The following is a 14230-nucleotide window of genomic DNA, read 5'->3' on the forward strand; positions in this document are numbered from 1 at the left end:
GCCGTTCAGTTTCCACCGGGAGAAATTAGAATTACCAGTCCATCGGGCCTTTTTCGTTGAAGGCATCGACAAGGAAATCAATGAATGCCCGCACCTTGGGCTGCGTAAAGCGGCCGGGCGGGTAGACGGCATAAACGCCTTGCACTTCATCGGGCAGCGACGGCATTGCGTCGACAACTTCGCCCGACTTCAGCGCCTCGGCATAGAGATAGCTGGGCAGATGCGCGATCCCAAGCCCCGAGACCGCAGCGTTCAACAAGGATTGCCCATCATTCACGCTGAGCCACCCGGCGGTGCGGACCTGACGTTTTTCACCCGAAGGTGCGGTCAGTTTCCACACATTGCCCGAAGACTGGCTGGAATAATGTAACAGCTTGTGTTCGTTCAGGTCGTCGATCTTTTGCGGACGCCCGAATTTCTCGATATAGGTGGGCGCGGCGACCATCCGCTTGACGGTTTCGGTCAGCTTGCGGGCGCGCAATGTACTGTCTTCCAGCTCACCAATCCGCACAGCAACGTCGAACCCTTCCGAGATCAGCTCAACATAGCGATTGTTCAGCACCATATTCACCGTGATGTCGGGATAGGCAGCTAGAAATCCTGACAGAACCGGAGAAAGGTGATTCACGCCGAAATCTGTCGCCACACTGATCCGCAGCAGACCAGAGGGGGCAGATTGCATCGAGGTGACCAGCGCATCAGCCTCGCCCGCGTCATTCAGAACGCGGCGGGCCCGGTCATAATAGGCCAGCCCGATTTCGGTTGGTGACACGCGGCGCGTCGTGCGGTTCAGCAGTCTTGCGCCCAGGCGTGCTTCCAGGCTGGAAACGTGCTTGGACACAGCCGATTTTGAGATGCCCATTTTCTTGGCCGCGTCGGTGAAACCGCCTTGGTCCACCACGTTGGCGAAGGCTTCCATTTCGGTCAGTCGGTCCATTCTTGTTCCCCAGGTGTAGGTTCTTTAACTGATCTTTACGTCAAATCTGGGCGGAAACAGGGCGGACATGGGATAATATCAGGGATTTGAATCGGATCGTTTGCGCTTGGGAAACTCTGAAACAGTGGTTTCCATATGGGCCACAAGCCTTTTGACAACGGGTATCCTCGATTTCGGGCCGAAACATGCTACCATGAGGATGGCAAATTTGTGACAACGGAGAAGATTATGAAAGCTGTTTTAGCTATTGCCGCAACCTGCCTGTCGGCGACATTTGCTCTGGCCGGGGGTGAAACACCATCAAACCCCGAAGCGCAGGTCTATTTTGTGAAATTGTCTGACGGCGACGTTGTCCAATCTCCGGTCACCGTGGTCTTTGGCCTCAGCGGCATGGGGGTCGCGCCGGCGGGTACTGAAAAGGAAAACACCGGGCATCATCATCTGCTGATCGACCGACCGCCTTTGGGGCAGGGAGAGGACGGTGCGGATGAGTTGTCTTATGGTCTGCCCGCGGATGACAATCATATCCATTTTGGCGGCGGTCAGACCGAGGTGACGCTGGAAATGGCTGCAGGCGAACATACGCTTCAGCTAGTGCTGGGCGATGCAGGTCATGTACCGCATTCCACGCCCATCGTGTCCGAGGTGATTACGATAACCGTTGAATAAGCGATAAGAGACTTCTGCTGTTGGTATCCGGCGGGCTTTCAGGAATGCCGCCGGGCCACAGTGATGTATGGCGTTTACTTTTCCTTTCGAACCGGAAATCCTGCGTGCTAGGAAAGGGAGGGCCAGGATGTCGACAGAGTTCCTACTGACGTCTCTGATCGTTGTGCTTTTACCGGGCACCGGCGCGATCTATACGCTTGCGGTTGGGTTGGGGCGTGGCTTTTGGGCCAGTTTTGCGGCGGCGATTGGCTGTACCATAGGGACCGTACCTGCCGCGCTGGCTAGTATCGTCGGTCTTGCGGCCCTGCTGCATACCAGCGCGCTGGCCTTTCTGGTGCTAAAATACCTTGGGGTGCTGTATCTGTTTTACATGGCCTGGGGGATCGTCCGGCAAGGCGGAGCATTGGATGTACAGAGCCAGAAACCCGCAAAAGGGTATGTGAAGATTGCAATCACGGGCACCTTGATCAATGTGTTGAACCCCAAGCTATCTTTGTTCTTTCTGGCCTTTCTGCCGCAATTCATTCCTGCCGGTACAGGTGCCGCCGAAGCAGAGCTGATCAAGTTGGCCTTGTCCTTCATGGCCATGACCTTTGTCGTCTTTGTTGGATATGGCGCTTTCGCGGCGGTGGCACGCGACTATGTGATCCAGCGGCCCACTGTCATGGCTTGGGTCAGGCGCTGTTTCGCCGGGGCCTTTGGGGCATTGGGTGCAAAGCTGGCGCTGGCCGACTGACCCCAATACCAGCAGAGCGATTGGCCCGGTTCTGGACCGGGCCAAGGCAAATCAGAAAGTGGTTGCCAGCCGCGTGCCCTGATTGATGGCCCGTTTGGCGTCCAATTCGGCTGCAACATCCGCGCCGCCGATCACATGTGGGGTGATGCCACGTTCGATCAACGTATCGGCCAGGCTGCGGTCCGAGATCTGACCCGAGCACAGAACAATCGTATCCACCGCAATTACTGTCGGGTTCTCGCGTGCTTCGCCGAAACTCACATGCAGCCCGTCATCGTCGATCCGCTCATAATTCACGCCACCGACGAAATTGACGTTTTTCATCTTCAGCGTTGCGCGATGAATCCAGCCGGTGGTCTTGCCCAACCCTTTGCCATGGGCTTGCGCCTTGCGCTGCAGCAAAGTCACCTGGCGCGCGGGGGCGGCAGGTTGTGGCCCTTCAGGTGCCAGGCCCGAGCGGTGCTCGGCCGGGTCGGTAACGCCCCATTCCTTCATCCAGGCAGGCAAGTCGGTGGTGATGCTGTGGCCTTCTTCCAGCAGGAATTCGGACACGTCAAAGCCAATCCCACCTGCTCCGATCACGGCCACTGATTTGCCAACCGGGGTCTTGTGGCGCAGGACGTCGATATAATCGACGACATTGTCACGGTCCTGACCGGGGATTTTCGGATCACGCGGGACGACGCCGGTGGCGATCACCACCTCGTCATAGCCGGCCAGATCATCGGCGCACACTTCACGCTCAAGCTCGACCTTAATGCCCAAATCGGCAATCATGGTGCGGTACCAGTCGACCAGACCCCAGAATTCCTCTTTGCCCGGAACCTGCTTGGCCATGTTCAACTGACCGCCGATCTCACTGGCGCGGTCAAACAGGGTCACGTCATGGCCGCGCTGGGCGGCGGTCATTGCGGTCGACAGACCTGCGGGGCCCGCGCCGACGACGGCAACTTTCTTGACGCTGTCGGCCTGTGTGATCACCAGTTCAGTTTCGTGACAAGCGCGCGGGTTTACCAGGCACGAGGTCAGTTTGCCCTGGAATGTGTGATCCAGACAGGCCTGGTTGCAAGCGATGCAGGGTGCAATCGTCGCCGCCTCAGCAGCGATGGCTTTGGTGACGAAATCCGCATCTGCCAGCATCGGGCGGGCCAGCGAGACCATGTCGGCGCACCCCGTGGCAAGAACTTCTTCGGCGACTTCCGGCGTGTTAATCCGGTTCGACGTGATGACCGGGATCGAGACCTTGCCCATCAGCTTTTTGGTCACCCAAGCAAAGGCCGCGCGCGGAACGCTGGTGGCAATGGTGGGAATCCGCGCCTCGTGCCAGCCGATGCCGGTGTTGATTATCGTGGCGCCGGCCTGTTCGATCCGCTTCGCCAGTTCCACAACCTCATCATGAGTAGATCCGTTGGGAACCAGGTCAATCATCGACAAGCGGTAGATGATGATGAATTCCGTGCCGACGGCCTCGCGCGTGCGGCGCACGACATCTATCGGCAGGCGCATTCGGTTCTCATAAGAGCCGCCCCAACGGTCCTCGCGCTTGTTGGTGTGAGTCACCAGAAATTGGTTGAGGAAATACCCTTCGGATCCCATGATCTCGACCCCGTCATAGCCCGCTTTCTGGGCCAGGACCGCGGCGTTCACGATATCGCTGATCTGTTTCTCGATTCCCTCTTCGTCCAGTTCGGTCGGCGGGAACGGAGAGATCGGAGATTTCACAGGGCTGGGTGCGACACATTTCGGCCCATAGGCATAGCGCCCCGCATGCAGGATCTGCATCGCGATCTTGCCACCGGCCTCATGCACCCGTTGGGTGACGATGGAGTGGTTTGCCACTTCTTTGTCGTTGGTCATCATTGATGCCCCCGGCAGTACCGAACCTTCAAGATTTGGTCCGATCCCACCAGTCACCATCAGCGCCACGCCACCGCGCGCGCGGTCGGCATAGAACTCGGCCACCCGATTCCAATCGCCGGTCTCCTCAAGCCCGGTATGCATCGAGCCCATCAGCACGCGGTTCTTCAGCGTGGTAAAGCCCAGATCCAGCGGGGCCAGCATGTTTGGGTATGCAGTCATCCAGAACTCTCCCTTATAGAATTTGGCTGCCAGATTGACCTTCGCGTCATCTTTGTCACGCGAAACCTAACGTCATACCCTTTGCCTTGGGCCCGCTGCTTGTTACAGACGCTCCAAAGCATGTTCACGAGGCCGCGTATGACCCCCGAAGAGATTGCCAAACTGCCCTACCGCCCCTGCGTCGGGCTGATGTTGATGAATGCCGAGGGTAAGATATTCGTCGGCCAGCGCAACGACCGCCACAAGGACGCCTGGCAGATGCCTCAGGGTGGTGTGGACCAGGGTGAAGACCCGCGCGATGCGGCGCTGCGCGAGCTGTGGGAAGAAACCGGCGTCACGGCAGATCTGGTCGAGATCATCGCCGAGACCGAGGGGTGGTTGCCCTATGATCTGCCGCATGACATCGTGCCGAAGATCTGGAAAGGTCGGTATCGGGGTCAAGAGCAGAAATGGTATCTGATGCGGTTCTCTGGCCGCGACGATCAGATCGACATTCAGACTGAGCATCCCGAATTCACCCGCTGGAAATGGCAGGAACCGGACCAGCTGGTTGCCGAAATCGTGCCGTTCAAACGCGACGTGTATGAACGCGTGGTTGCAGCGTTTTCGGATCACCTGAACTGACATGATCCCACAGACCTATCCCAGTCCGGACCCATGCCACCGCCGCGCCGATCTGGTCGTGCATCTTATCGGTCTGGCGTTGATTTTGACCGCTGGCGGAGCGCTGATCCGCAAATCGTACCTGATGCTCGACAGCGGGCTTATTCTTGCGGTTCTGGTTTATGTAGCCTGTGCGTTGGGCTCTAATCTGGCCTCGTGTTTTTATCACTTTTCCCGCTGGCACCAGCGTCGGCAGCTGCTGCGACGCATAGACCATGCCGCAATCTATTCCAGTATCTGCGGCACCTTCACACCCTTTTTCCTGCTGGCCGGTACCGGCTGGACCATGACTTTGCTCTGGTTGTGCTGGGGGCTGACTGTGGTGGCCATCTGGAACAAGATCGCCAACAAGACGGTCAAGTCCCGATGGTCAACAGCATCCTATCTGGGTCTGGGCGCGCTGGGGCTGTGCGCCATACCCGATCTGAAAGATGTCCCCGTTTCAGTCCTGTGGTGCATTCTGGCCGGGGCGGCAAGCTACGTGATCGGCACAGTCTTTTATGCCCGCAAGACACTGCCTTTCCGCTATGCGATTTGGCACACTTGGGTCAATCTTGGCGGCATATTCATGTTCGTAGGCATCTGGATCGCCCTATTCGTGCAGGGATAACCGTGAGGGGAGGGGCTCTGCCCCTCCCACAAATTATAGGCCAGTCCTGATCCGATTAAAGCAAGCCGCCCTGCTTGAGCAAATCGATCATATCCGCCTTGGGGCGCGGGCCGATATGGCTGATCACCTCACGGGCGCAGACATTGCCCATCTTGGCGCAGGTCTCATAGTCCCGCCCAGTGGCCATGCCAAACAGGAACCCGGCTGCGAATTGGTCGCCTGCGCCGGTGGCGTCAACGGGAACGATTTTTTCCACCGGAATGTCAAAGCGCTGACCTTCATTCAGCACAGTTACCCCGTCGCCTGACCGGGTGCAGACCACCAGAGGGCAGATATCGGCGGTTTTCGCCAGTGCATCCTCAAGATCGTCGGTTTCGAACAGGGATTTGATCTCGGCCTCGTTGCCGATCACAAAATCCAGTTCGTTTTCGATCAGCAGCAGGAAATCGACCCGGTGCCGTTCAACGCAGAACGGGTCAGAAATGGCGATCCCGGCCTTGCCGCCGCCCTTGTGGCAATCCCGTGCGGCCTGAAGGAACGCAGCTTTGCCTTTTTCCTTGTCGAACAAATAGCCTTCAAGGAACATGATCTGGCTGTTACCCGCGACCCCGGCTGATACATCCGCCGAGGAAAGCTCCGAGGAAATCCCCAGATAGGTGTTCATCGACCGTTCACCGTCGGGTGAGACAAAAATCATCGAGCGCGAAGTCGGAAGCTCTCCACCCGGTACGGGCGGGTTCACGAAATCCACACCGTCCTCGTGCATCGCCTCTGCGTAGAATCGTCCCAACGCATCATCATGTACGCGTCCGATAAAGGCTGCGCTCAGTCCCAGTGCGCCGGCACCGGCAATCGTGTTAGCAACGGATCCGCCCGGCGTTTGCACGCGGCCTTCCATAGCGGCGTAAAGAAGTTCACCCCGCTCCTGTTCTATCAGCTGCATGATGCCCTTCTCGATGCCCATCAGTTCCAGAAAACTGTCATCGGCCTGAGAGATCACGTCCACAACGGCGTTTCCAATACCGGTGAGCTGGTAGGTTTTCATAGGTTCTTGTCCTCGAATTGGCAGAGATCGCGGATGATACAGGTTCCGCACATAGGTTTGCGTGCTTTGCAGTGATACCGGCCATGCAAGATAAGCCAGTGATGTGCGTGCAGTTGGAAATCGGTCGGGATGTTATCTTCGATTGCGCGTTCAACCGCATCCACATGTTTTCCCGGGCAGATGCCTGTTCGGTTTCCGACACGAAAAATATGCGTATCCACGGCCTGCGCCGGATAGCGCCACCACATGTTCAACACCACATTGGCGGTCTTACGCCCGACGCCCGGCAGCGATTGCAACGCGGCGCGGGAATTGGGAACTTCGCCGTCATACTCTTCGACCAGAATACGGCTGAGCTTGATAACGTTCTTTGCCTTTTGGCGGAATAGACCGATGGTTTTGATATGCTCGATCAGACCATCCTCGCCCAGGTCCAGCATCTTTTGCGGGGTGTCGGCGGTTTTGAAAAGGGCGCGCGTAGCCTTGTTGACGCCGACATCGGTGGCCTGTGCAGACAGCGCCACCGCTACGACCAGAGTATAGACATTCACATGCTCTAGCTCACCCTCAGGTTCCGGGTCAGCCTGCTGAAAGCGGGTAAAAATCTCTCGGATAGTGTGGTAATCAAGTTGCTTGGCCATGCGGCGACGTATGCACGTATTGCGGCGCAGGGCAAGCCGATGGCTCGGGTAACCACACAAGCAAGAATCTGCTTAGCGGATAGCTGTGGGTTTTGGATTACGTAGGGTAAGCCTGATTCGTGTTATTCTTTCCAGGCGCAGCCTATTTTTATTTCAGCGCATTTTTCCCGCATTGGCGGATATTTTATTTAATTATTGAAAGGTTGATCCATGGCGAACCCAGATCTTGCCGCAAAACTGCAGTCCCGTTATCGGTCTGTTGAGCTGGCCCATCAAGGTGACGAAGACCTCGGCCCCCTGAAATTACTGCCCGGAGTTTGGAAGAACGGCGACAGCACGCGCGGACGTGGCTGGAACATGATCGCGCTTCCGTTTGCGACCGAGCCTGGCAGCCGTCTCAACTACCGTCTGCTGGTTAATCAATTCGAGGAAACGCTTCAATTCACGACCGTTGACAAAGCGGTTCCAAACCGCAGGATTGAGCGTCCGAACCCGGCCTCAGGAGACCCGACCATTAACACCGATCAGTTTGTCGTCACGCTGGACTATCAGCAGTCCATCGCGCAGCTCTCGGCTGAAGATCGCCCCGACAGCGGACTGGCGGGACCTGCCGATCTGGCCATCCATCACGAGCCCGGTCTGTTCCTGCATATGACCAATTTGACCACAAACAATCTGAACGTTGCACGTTTGGGAACGGTGCCACATGGCGACTCGTTGTTAGGTCTTGGAGAAGCGAGCGAGATCGATGGACCGCCAACGATTCCGGTGGTCGACGGGCTGCCCGAAGGGGCCACAAAGGACCTGAACAGCGGATATCTTTCGCCCTACAAACATTATCACGATAATCCGTTCAACGGCGTTGTGACCGCCCCGGGGTTCCCAGGCTTCGATCCTGTGCACCCGCATCTGTTGCTGGCAGCTGGAATACCGAACAATGTGAAAAAAACCACGATATTGCCGTTCAACACCGCGCTTGAGGATGCCGGGATCGTCAACATTCCGTTTGTTGTCAAACAAGCCAACGCGGCGGTGATGGATTCGATCTTTTGGATCATGGAACTGGACGAGCCGGGAATTGGCGGTGAACCCAAGCTGCTGATGATGTATCTGCAGAATGTCGGTCTGGATTTCTTCCCACGCTTTGACGGGAAACCCGGTCTGATCCGCTGGCCGCATGTCAGCATCAACGTCATGGAAAAGGTTGCACCCCCGGAAGAGGCGGCACCCTATACCGTTATCCCGCAGGTCTGAGGGGCAGATAGCGCAAGAATCGGGTCGCACTCTGGTCGGTAACAGGCCATCTTCTGTCTATCGAAGGAGTGCGACCATGAATGTCCAGACCCCAGAAAGCGGCTATCATTATAATGTCATGCGCCGGGCGATTGACCTGATTGATCAGGGCGGAGAGGCCCTGAGTCTTGAGGAACTGGCACAGCAGATGGATATGAGCCCCGCGCATTTCCAGCGCCTGTTCTCACGTTGGACCGGGGTATCGCCCAAGCGGTATCAGCAATATCTGACGCTGGGCCATGCCAAGGCGTTGCTGCGCGAGCGGTACACGACACTGGAAACCGCCCTGAATGTGGGCCTGTCCGGCAGCGGTCGCCTGCATGATCTGTTCCTGAAATGGGAATCCATGAGCCCCGGCGAATACGCCCGTAGGGGTGCCGGTTTGACCATCTATTGGGGATGGTTTGAATGTCCTTTTGGTCCTGCTTTGGTGATGGGCACCGACAAGGGCATCTGCGGAATGGCCTTTGGGGCCGAAACCGGCGAAGAAAATGCCATGGCGGATATGTTGTCGCGTTGGCCCAATGCCAATTTCGTCGAGGACCCGATGCGCCTGCGGCCCTGGGCGCTCAGTGCATTTGGCGCGGTGAGCGACCGATTGGAACCAACGCCTCTGTATTTGATTGGCTCGCCCCTGCAGATCAAAGTGTGGGAAGCGCTGATGCATATCCCTTCGGGGCAGGTCACAACCTATTCCGAGATCGCGCAACGGGTGGGATCACCGCAAGCTGTGCGCGCCGTCGGGACGGCCGTGGGTCGAAACCCGGTCAGTTGGCTGATCCCTTGCCACCGCGCGCTGCGAAAATCCGGGGGGCTGGGTGGGTATCATTGGGGCCTGCCGGTGAAACGCGCCATGCTGGCCTATGAGGCGGCACAAGCAGACGCTTGATTTCTGATCAGAAAAAGCCATACGGATCGTCGAACAAAGTGATAAACCTTTGCCGAGGTTGCAGGACACCAAAGCGATGATCCAGAAATTTGCCCTGTGGTCGATCCCGATTTCCATCGCGGTTCTGGCCTTGAAACTGTTGGCCTGGTGGTTGACGGGATCAGTCGCCTTGTTGTCCGATGCGATGGAATCCGTGGTCAATGTGGTCGCGGCCTTGCTGGCGTTCTTTGCGGTTTCGATCGGCGGCAAACCTCCTGACGATAATCACCCCTTTGGGCACAAGAAAGCCGAATACCTGTCTGCTGTTGTCGAAGGTGTGCTGATCGTGCTGGCGGCGCTTCTAATCCTGCGAGAGGCCGTTGCCGCGCTGTCATCGTCGCATCTGGACCAGGCCCCGCTGACCGGGGTGGCAATCAATGTGCTGGCAACCGCTTTGAACGGTGCCTGGGCCTATGTGTTGTTGCGGGTCGGGCGGCAGTACGCCTCTCCGGCGCTTGAGGCCAGCGCAAAGCATATCTTTACCGATGTGTTCACCTCGGTGGGCGTTGTCATCGGATTGGTTTTGGCCCTTGCCACCGGCTGGCTGATCCTGGACCCGATCCTGGCCATTCTGGTCGCCCTGAACATTCTGTGGGAGGGATGGAAGGTCATTCGCAAGTCGATTGACGGTCTGATGGACGTGTCCCTTACTGATCCCGAACTGGATGAAGTGCGGAGCATCATCGATGCAAATCTGGGCCGGGCGCTGGAATATCACGACCTGCGGGGCCGTCGATCCGCCAGCATGATCTTTGTCGAGTTCCATCTGGTCGTTGACGGTGGCATGAGCGTGGCGACGGCCCATGATATCTGTGACGATATCGAAGACGCTTTGACCGATCAGTTCCCCGGATCGGTTTTTGTGATTCATCTTGAGCCGGATTCAGAGTCTAAAGGGCCCGGCGCAGATAGCGCACGGGCCCCGAAAACAGGTTAGACGGCAGGTGGGTTACTCGGCAGCCCAGCCGCCGACGGCCTTGACCTCAAGGAAATCCTCCAGCCCCCAGACGCCGCCTTCGCGCCCGTTGCCGGATTGTTTCATGCCGCCGAACGGGGAACCCGCGCTGCGGGATTTGCCATTCATCTCGACCATACCCGACCGCAAAGCGCGGGCCATGCGGTTGGCACGGACGTTATCCTGCGTCTGGACATAGTTGGTCAGCCCATAAGGTGTGTCATTGGCGATTTCGATGGCCTCTTCCTCGGTATCGAAGGGGATCATGGTCAGAACCGGTCCAAAGATCTCTTCGCGGGCGATGGTCATCTGGTTGTTGACGTCGGCAAAGACCGTGGGCCGCACGTAATAGCCCTTGTTCAACCCTTCAGGCCTGCCAGTGCCACCAGCGACAAGGCGCGCGCCTTCGTCGATACCCTTTTGGATCAGGTCCTGAATCTTGCCCCATTGCAGCTCGTTCACAACCGGGCCGATATGGCGACCTTCTTCCATCGCCGGGCCAACGGTGACACCTTTGGCAACCTCAGCTGCGGTTTCCACCGCCGCGTCATAGATGGGACGCTGGACCAGCATCCGGCTAGGGGCGTTACAGCTTTGACCGGTGTTGTTCATCATGTGCAGCACGCCACGTTTGACGGCCTTTTCATCCGCATCGGCAAAGACCACATTTGCACCCTTGCCGCCCAGTTCCAAATGCACCTTCTTCAGTGTATCGGCTGCGGCTTTGGAAATCGCCGTGCCCGCGCGGGTGGATCCCGTAAAGCTGACCATATCCACATCGGGGTGCGTGGACAGCTGAGATCCGACGCCAACCCCGTCACCGTTGACAAGGTTGAAGACACCGGGCGGGAATCCGGCCTCATCCATCAGCTCAGCAAAGATCATCGCGTTCAGCGGGCTTTGCTCCGAGGGTTTCAGAACCATTGTGCAGCCCGCAATCGCAGCCGCACCGACCTTCAGCGTGACCTGGTTCATTGGCCAATTCCACGGTGTGATCAGGGCGGCGACACCGACGGCCTCATAGATGATCTGGTCGTTGGGAGCGTGATCGCCCAGCGGCCGCTCGAAAGGAAACGCTTTGGCGGCGCGGATGAAATTTGCCAGGTGCCAACTTCCTGCTCCGACTTGCTGGCTACGCGCCATGTCGATCGGGGCGCCCATCTCCAACGACATTGCCTGGGCTAGATCCTCGGACCGTTCGGCATAAAGCGCGATCAGCTTTTCGACCATCGCGATGCGGGTTTCCGCCGGGGTTTCCATCCAGCCGGGCAACGCCGCCTTGGCCGCTGCAACAGCCGCGTCCGTATCGGCCTGATCGCCCAGCGAAATCACGGCACATGGTTCTTCGGTCGAGGGGTTGATGACCTGAAAATCATGCGTAACCGATGGGGCAACCCACTGACCGTTGATGTAAAAATTGCGTTTCTCGATCATGGTGCATCCTCCTGACCATGCGACGGGGATTCTTGGTTCGGCGCCACTGTGTCAGGCCTTCAGGAAACCGGCAAGCGCGATTTGATCAAATGGAATTTTGAGGTCTGGCCTAGGGCTAAAGTGACTTGCTGACTGTTTAACATCGGCGCAAAGTGATTAGGTTCTGGACAACCGACTCGGTTTTGTAATTAGCAAAGGAGATGCTTCATGGGTTTGCGCATCAACGACACCGTTCCCAATTTCACTGCAGAAACGGATCAGGGCACCATTCAGTTCCACGACTGGATTGGGGATAGCTGGGCCATTCTGTTCTCGCACCCCAAGGATTTCACTCCTGTCTGCACCACCGAGTTTTCGGCCGTCGCGCAGCTAAGCGATGAGTGGGCCGCGCGCAACACCAAGGTCCTGGGCGTTTCGGTTGACGGCGTCGAAGATCACAAGAAGTGGAAAAAGGATATCGAGGCCTATGGCAACGCGCATCCCGGTTTTCCAATCATTGCCGATGATGGTCTGGCCGTTTCAAAGGCCTTCGACATGCTGCCCGCCGAGGCCTATTTGCCGGACGGGCGTACCCCGGCCGACAGCGCGACCGTGCGGTCGGTCTTTATCATCGGGCCGGATAAGCAACTGAAGCTTTCGATGACCTATCCTATGACTGTGGGACGTAACTTTGCCGAGATTTTGCGTGCACTGGACGGGTTGCAGATGTCGTCGAAAGGCGTGGCTACCCCGGCGAACTGGGTGCCTGGCGAAGACGTAATCATTCCGCCTGCTGTCTCAAACGACGACGCCAAAGCAAAGTTTGGCGAGTTCGAGACCATCTTCCCCTATCTGCGCAAGACCAAGGCGCCGTCGTAAGACGGCCCAGGTCAGGGGGGCTGTCTGCCCCCCATCGCGCCTCGCGGCGCGATTCCCCCCGGAAGGTATTTTCAGCCAGATGAAGCAGGCGGGCGCTGCGGGTGCAGGTGCAGCTTGGCGCGGTAGGCTGCGCGCTTGAACTCTCGGGTTAATTTGTCTGACAGGGGCGGTTTTGTCTGAATGGTCGAGCCGCCGATTTCCTGGGCCACTTCCTGATTTCCGCTGCCTTGCAAGGCGTGAACCGGCTGGTCTGTCAGCCAGTGCATCTGCAAGAAGGTATCGACAGGGCGGTCGATTTGGTCGGTGGTCGCCAAAAGGCGTTCGGCGGCGTTTTTCCCCACCATCTGACATACGCATTGCAGGCCGATCACCTTGGGTAGGATCAGCCGCAGGCCGTCTTGTTCTGCCAGGACCTGTGCCGGTACTTCGCGCTGTTTTACGGGGATGCGGATATAGTGATCGGGGGTGGCGATTGAGGCCAGCAACCCAAGCGCCTTTTCCATTCGCGCCCGATCTATGCGCAGGTCATCCTCGGAGATGATGGCCAGGTCGATATCGTCCTCGACCAGCTTGCGCCAGATGCGTCGATGGCTTTCGAACACGCCGATTTCTGCGGGTCGCAAGGGGAATGGGTAATGCGGGCGGTGCAGATTTCCGGAATGCAGTTCGACACCGGAAATCTGGTCAGGGTCGCGGCCATTTACGGCCTCAAACAGTTCAGCATTGGGCAGGGTCGCGCAGAGCTGATCAGCATTGGGACGGCGCGCGGTGCTCGAGGACATATGGATGACAAAGGATCGCATACCCCGTGCATAGAACACCGCGTCAGGCGGGGAAAGAGCAACCGTGGATCAAGCCTGGCCCTGGTCGGCGGGTTCTGACGACGAGGACGTGTTGACCAGGGGTTCGGACAAAAGCTCTTCGACAAAAAAGCTGAGCAGTTGGAGCCGCCCTGAGACACCCGCCTTGCGGTAGATCGCAGCGCTTTGTGCCTTGATAGTCCCTTCTTTCGTCTGTCTCAGCTCGGCGATTTCTACGATCGACAAACCCTTGATGGACAATATTGCAACATCGCGTTCCGCATTGCTGAGCTGCCACTGCGTGAATTGATTTTCGATGACCTGCGAAAACGCGCCCTGCGCCACGCCCAGTTGACGCTGCATGTCCTGCACGCGCAAGCCCTGAGCCCGGATCAGGGTGATTGTCGCCACCAAACCACCGATCAGAGCCAGGGACAGGAACAATTCGAACTGGTGCAAATGCCGAAACCCGGCAGTTTCGCCGCCAAACCAATCTAGCGCTGCATCGGTTAGGAAAAAGGTGGCGCAGACAGCCTGCACCACCAGAAGGAGCCAGAGTAAAGACGTCTGTGAAATCTTCAT

At 57.7% G+C, this 14230-nt stretch carries 15 protein-coding genes; 8 read left to right on the plus strand and 7 right to left on the minus strand.

What is annotated here, in order from left to right; genetic code table 11:
• Positions 1–31: 31 nt before the first annotated feature.
• On the minus strand, positions 32–937 hold the full coding sequence (locus AC2FHW_RS17065; RefSeq protein WP_271952071.1) for a LysR family transcriptional regulator: 906 nt from the start codon (positions 935–937) through the stop codon (positions 32–34).
• Positions 938–1165: 228 nt separating this feature from the next.
• On the opposite strand from AC2FHW_RS17065, the gene AC2FHW_RS17070 reads away from it, so the two are divergent.
• On the plus strand, positions 1166–1606 hold the full coding sequence (locus AC2FHW_RS17070; protein ID WP_281973795.1) for a DUF4399 domain-containing protein: 441 nt from the start codon (positions 1166–1168) through the stop codon (positions 1604–1606).
• A 127-nt stretch (positions 1607–1733) separates the two neighbouring features.
• Positions 1734–2342, plus strand: coding sequence for a LysE family translocator (locus tag AC2FHW_RS17075; RefSeq protein ID WP_496729598.1), 609 nt, complete (start codon positions 1734–1736; stop codon positions 2340–2342).
• Between the two features lie 51 nt (positions 2343–2393).
• Here AC2FHW_RS17075 and AC2FHW_RS17080 read toward each other — a convergent pair whose 3' ends face one another.
• Positions 2394–4421 carry an FAD-dependent oxidoreductase gene (locus tag AC2FHW_RS17080; protein WP_496822300.1) on the minus strand — a complete coding sequence of 676 codons (2028 nt, stop codon included), beginning with the start codon at positions 4419–4421 and terminating at the stop codon, positions 2394–2396.
• A 138-nt stretch (positions 4422–4559) separates the two neighbouring features.
• Here AC2FHW_RS17080 and AC2FHW_RS17085 point away from each other — a divergent pair, with 138 nt between their 5' ends.
• Together AC2FHW_RS17085 and trhA are read left to right on the plus strand one after the other, a co-directional pair.
• Positions 4560–5045 (plus strand): RNA pyrophosphohydrolase, encoded by a 486-nt coding sequence (locus AC2FHW_RS17085; RefSeq protein WP_271952074.1) that lies wholly within the window; start codon positions 4560–4562, stop codon positions 5043–5045.
• Between the two features lies 1 nt (position 5046).
• Positions 5047–5694, plus strand: a complete 648-nt coding sequence (trhA, locus tag AC2FHW_RS17090) for a PAQR family membrane homeostasis protein TrhA (protein ID WP_496822302.1) — start codon at positions 5047–5049, stop codon at positions 5692–5694.
• A 55-nt stretch (positions 5695–5749) separates the two neighbouring features.
• Here trhA and AC2FHW_RS17095 read toward each other — a convergent pair whose 3' ends face one another.
• On the minus strand, positions 5750–6739 hold the full coding sequence (locus AC2FHW_RS17095; RefSeq protein ID WP_271952078.1) for an adenosine kinase: 990 nt from the start codon (positions 6737–6739) through the stop codon (positions 5750–5752).
• On the minus strand, positions 6736–7380 hold the full coding sequence (gene nth, locus AC2FHW_RS17100; RefSeq protein WP_271952085.1) for an endonuclease III: 645 nt from the start codon (positions 7378–7380) through the stop codon (positions 6736–6738). Before nth ends, AC2FHW_RS17095 begins: the two co-directional genes overlap by 4 nt.
• Positions 7381–7590: 210 nt before the next feature.
• Between nth and AC2FHW_RS17105 the strand changes: the two genes are divergently transcribed.
• The 3 genes from AC2FHW_RS17105 to AC2FHW_RS17115 all read left to right on the plus strand — a co-directional run bounded on the left by AC2FHW_RS17105 (position 7591) and on the right by AC2FHW_RS17115 (position 10538).
• Positions 7591–8634 carry a heme-binding protein gene (locus AC2FHW_RS17105; protein WP_496822304.1) on the plus strand — a complete coding sequence of 348 codons (1044 nt, stop codon included), beginning with the start codon at positions 7591–7593 and terminating at the stop codon, positions 8632–8634.
• Between the two features lie 76 nt (positions 8635–8710).
• Complete coding sequence (locus tag AC2FHW_RS17110; protein ID WP_271952091.1) at positions 8711–9562, plus strand: bifunctional helix-turn-helix domain-containing protein/methylated-DNA--[protein]-cysteine S-methyltransferase; 852 nt, start codon at positions 8711–8713, stop codon at positions 9560–9562.
• Positions 9563–9638: 76 nt separating this feature from the next.
• On the plus strand, positions 9639–10538 hold the full coding sequence (locus tag AC2FHW_RS17115; protein ID WP_281996031.1) for a cation diffusion facilitator family transporter: 900 nt from the start codon (positions 9639–9641) through the stop codon (positions 10536–10538).
• A gap of 12 nt (positions 10539–10550) precedes the next feature.
• On the opposite strand, the gene AC2FHW_RS17120 is transcribed toward AC2FHW_RS17115, so the two are convergent.
• Positions 10551–11990, minus strand: a complete 1440-nt coding sequence (locus AC2FHW_RS17120) for an aldehyde dehydrogenase family protein (RefSeq protein WP_281973787.1) — start codon at positions 11988–11990, stop codon at positions 10551–10553.
• Positions 11991–12197: 207 nt separating this feature from the next.
• On the opposite strand from AC2FHW_RS17120, the gene AC2FHW_RS17125 reads away from it, so the two are divergent.
• Complete coding sequence (locus tag AC2FHW_RS17125) at positions 12198–12848, plus strand: peroxiredoxin (protein WP_142639998.1); 651 nt, start codon at positions 12198–12200, stop codon at positions 12846–12848.
• Between the two features lie 71 nt (positions 12849–12919).
• Here AC2FHW_RS17125 and AC2FHW_RS17130 read toward each other — a convergent pair whose 3' ends face one another.
• The gene (locus AC2FHW_RS17130; protein WP_496822305.1) at positions 12920–13651 is read right to left on the minus strand and encodes a glycosyltransferase family 25 protein; all 732 of its coding nucleotides are present in this window, start codon (positions 13649–13651) and stop codon (positions 12920–12922) included.
• A 48-nt stretch (positions 13652–13699) separates the two neighbouring features.
• Positions 13700–14230 carry a helix-turn-helix transcriptional regulator gene (locus AC2FHW_RS17135; RefSeq protein ID WP_496814538.1) on the minus strand — a complete coding sequence of 177 codons (531 nt, stop codon included), beginning with the start codon at positions 14228–14230 and terminating at the stop codon, positions 13700–13702.

Source organism: Ruegeria sp. YTSA108 (genome assembly GCF_059610185.1).

What these genes read in the sequence shown, in the direction of transcription:
- AC2FHW_RS17130 (WP_496822305.1), bottom strand. Translation starts at nt 13,651, where the DNA reads ATGCGATCCTTTGTCATCCATATGTCCTCGAGCACCGCGCGCCGTCCC.
- AC2FHW_RS17075 (WP_496729598.1), top strand. Translation starts at nt 1,734, where the DNA reads ATGTCGACAGAGTTCCTACTGACGTCTCTGATCGTTGTGCTTTTACCG.
- nth (WP_271952085.1), bottom strand. Translation starts at nt 7,380, where the DNA reads ATGGCCAAGCAACTTGATTACCACACTATCCGAGAGATTTTTACCCGC.
- AC2FHW_RS17070 (WP_281973795.1), top strand. Translation starts at nt 1,166, where the DNA reads ATGAAAGCTGTTTTAGCTATTGCCGCAACCTGCCTGTCGGCGACATTT.
- AC2FHW_RS17125 (WP_142639998.1), top strand. Translation starts at nt 12,198, where the DNA reads ATGGGTTTGCGCATCAACGACACCGTTCCCAATTTCACTGCAGAAACG.
- AC2FHW_RS17110 (WP_271952091.1), top strand. Translation starts at nt 8,711, where the DNA reads ATGAATGTCCAGACCCCAGAAAGCGGCTATCATTATAATGTCATGCGC.
- AC2FHW_RS17105 (WP_496822304.1), top strand. Translation starts at nt 7,591, where the DNA reads ATGGCGAACCCAGATCTTGCCGCAAAACTGCAGTCCCGTTATCGGTCT.
- AC2FHW_RS17065 (WP_271952071.1), bottom strand. Translation starts at nt 937, where the DNA reads ATGGACCGACTGACCGAAATGGAAGCCTTCGCCAACGTGGTGGACCAA.
- trhA (WP_496822302.1), top strand. Translation starts at nt 5,047, where the DNA reads ATGATCCCACAGACCTATCCCAGTCCGGACCCATGCCACCGCCGCGCC.
- AC2FHW_RS17080 (WP_496822300.1), bottom strand. Translation starts at nt 4,421, where the DNA reads ATGACTGCATACCCAAACATGCTGGCCCCGCTGGATCTGGGCTTTACC.
- AC2FHW_RS17120 (WP_281973787.1), bottom strand. Translation starts at nt 11,990, where the DNA reads ATGATCGAGAAACGCAATTTTTACATCAACGGTCAGTGGGTTGCCCCA.
- AC2FHW_RS17135 (WP_496814538.1), bottom strand. Translation starts at nt 14,230, where the DNA reads ATGAAGATTTCACAGACGTCTTTACTCTGGCTCCTTCTGGTGGTGCAG.
- AC2FHW_RS17095 (WP_271952078.1), bottom strand. Translation starts at nt 6,739, where the DNA reads ATGAAAACCTACCAGCTCACCGGTATTGGAAACGCCGTTGTGGACGTG.
- AC2FHW_RS17115 (WP_281996031.1), top strand. Translation starts at nt 9,639, where the DNA reads ATGATCCAGAAATTTGCCCTGTGGTCGATCCCGATTTCCATCGCGGTT.
- AC2FHW_RS17085 (WP_271952074.1), top strand. Translation starts at nt 4,560, where the DNA reads ATGACCCCCGAAGAGATTGCCAAACTGCCCTACCGCCCCTGCGTCGGG.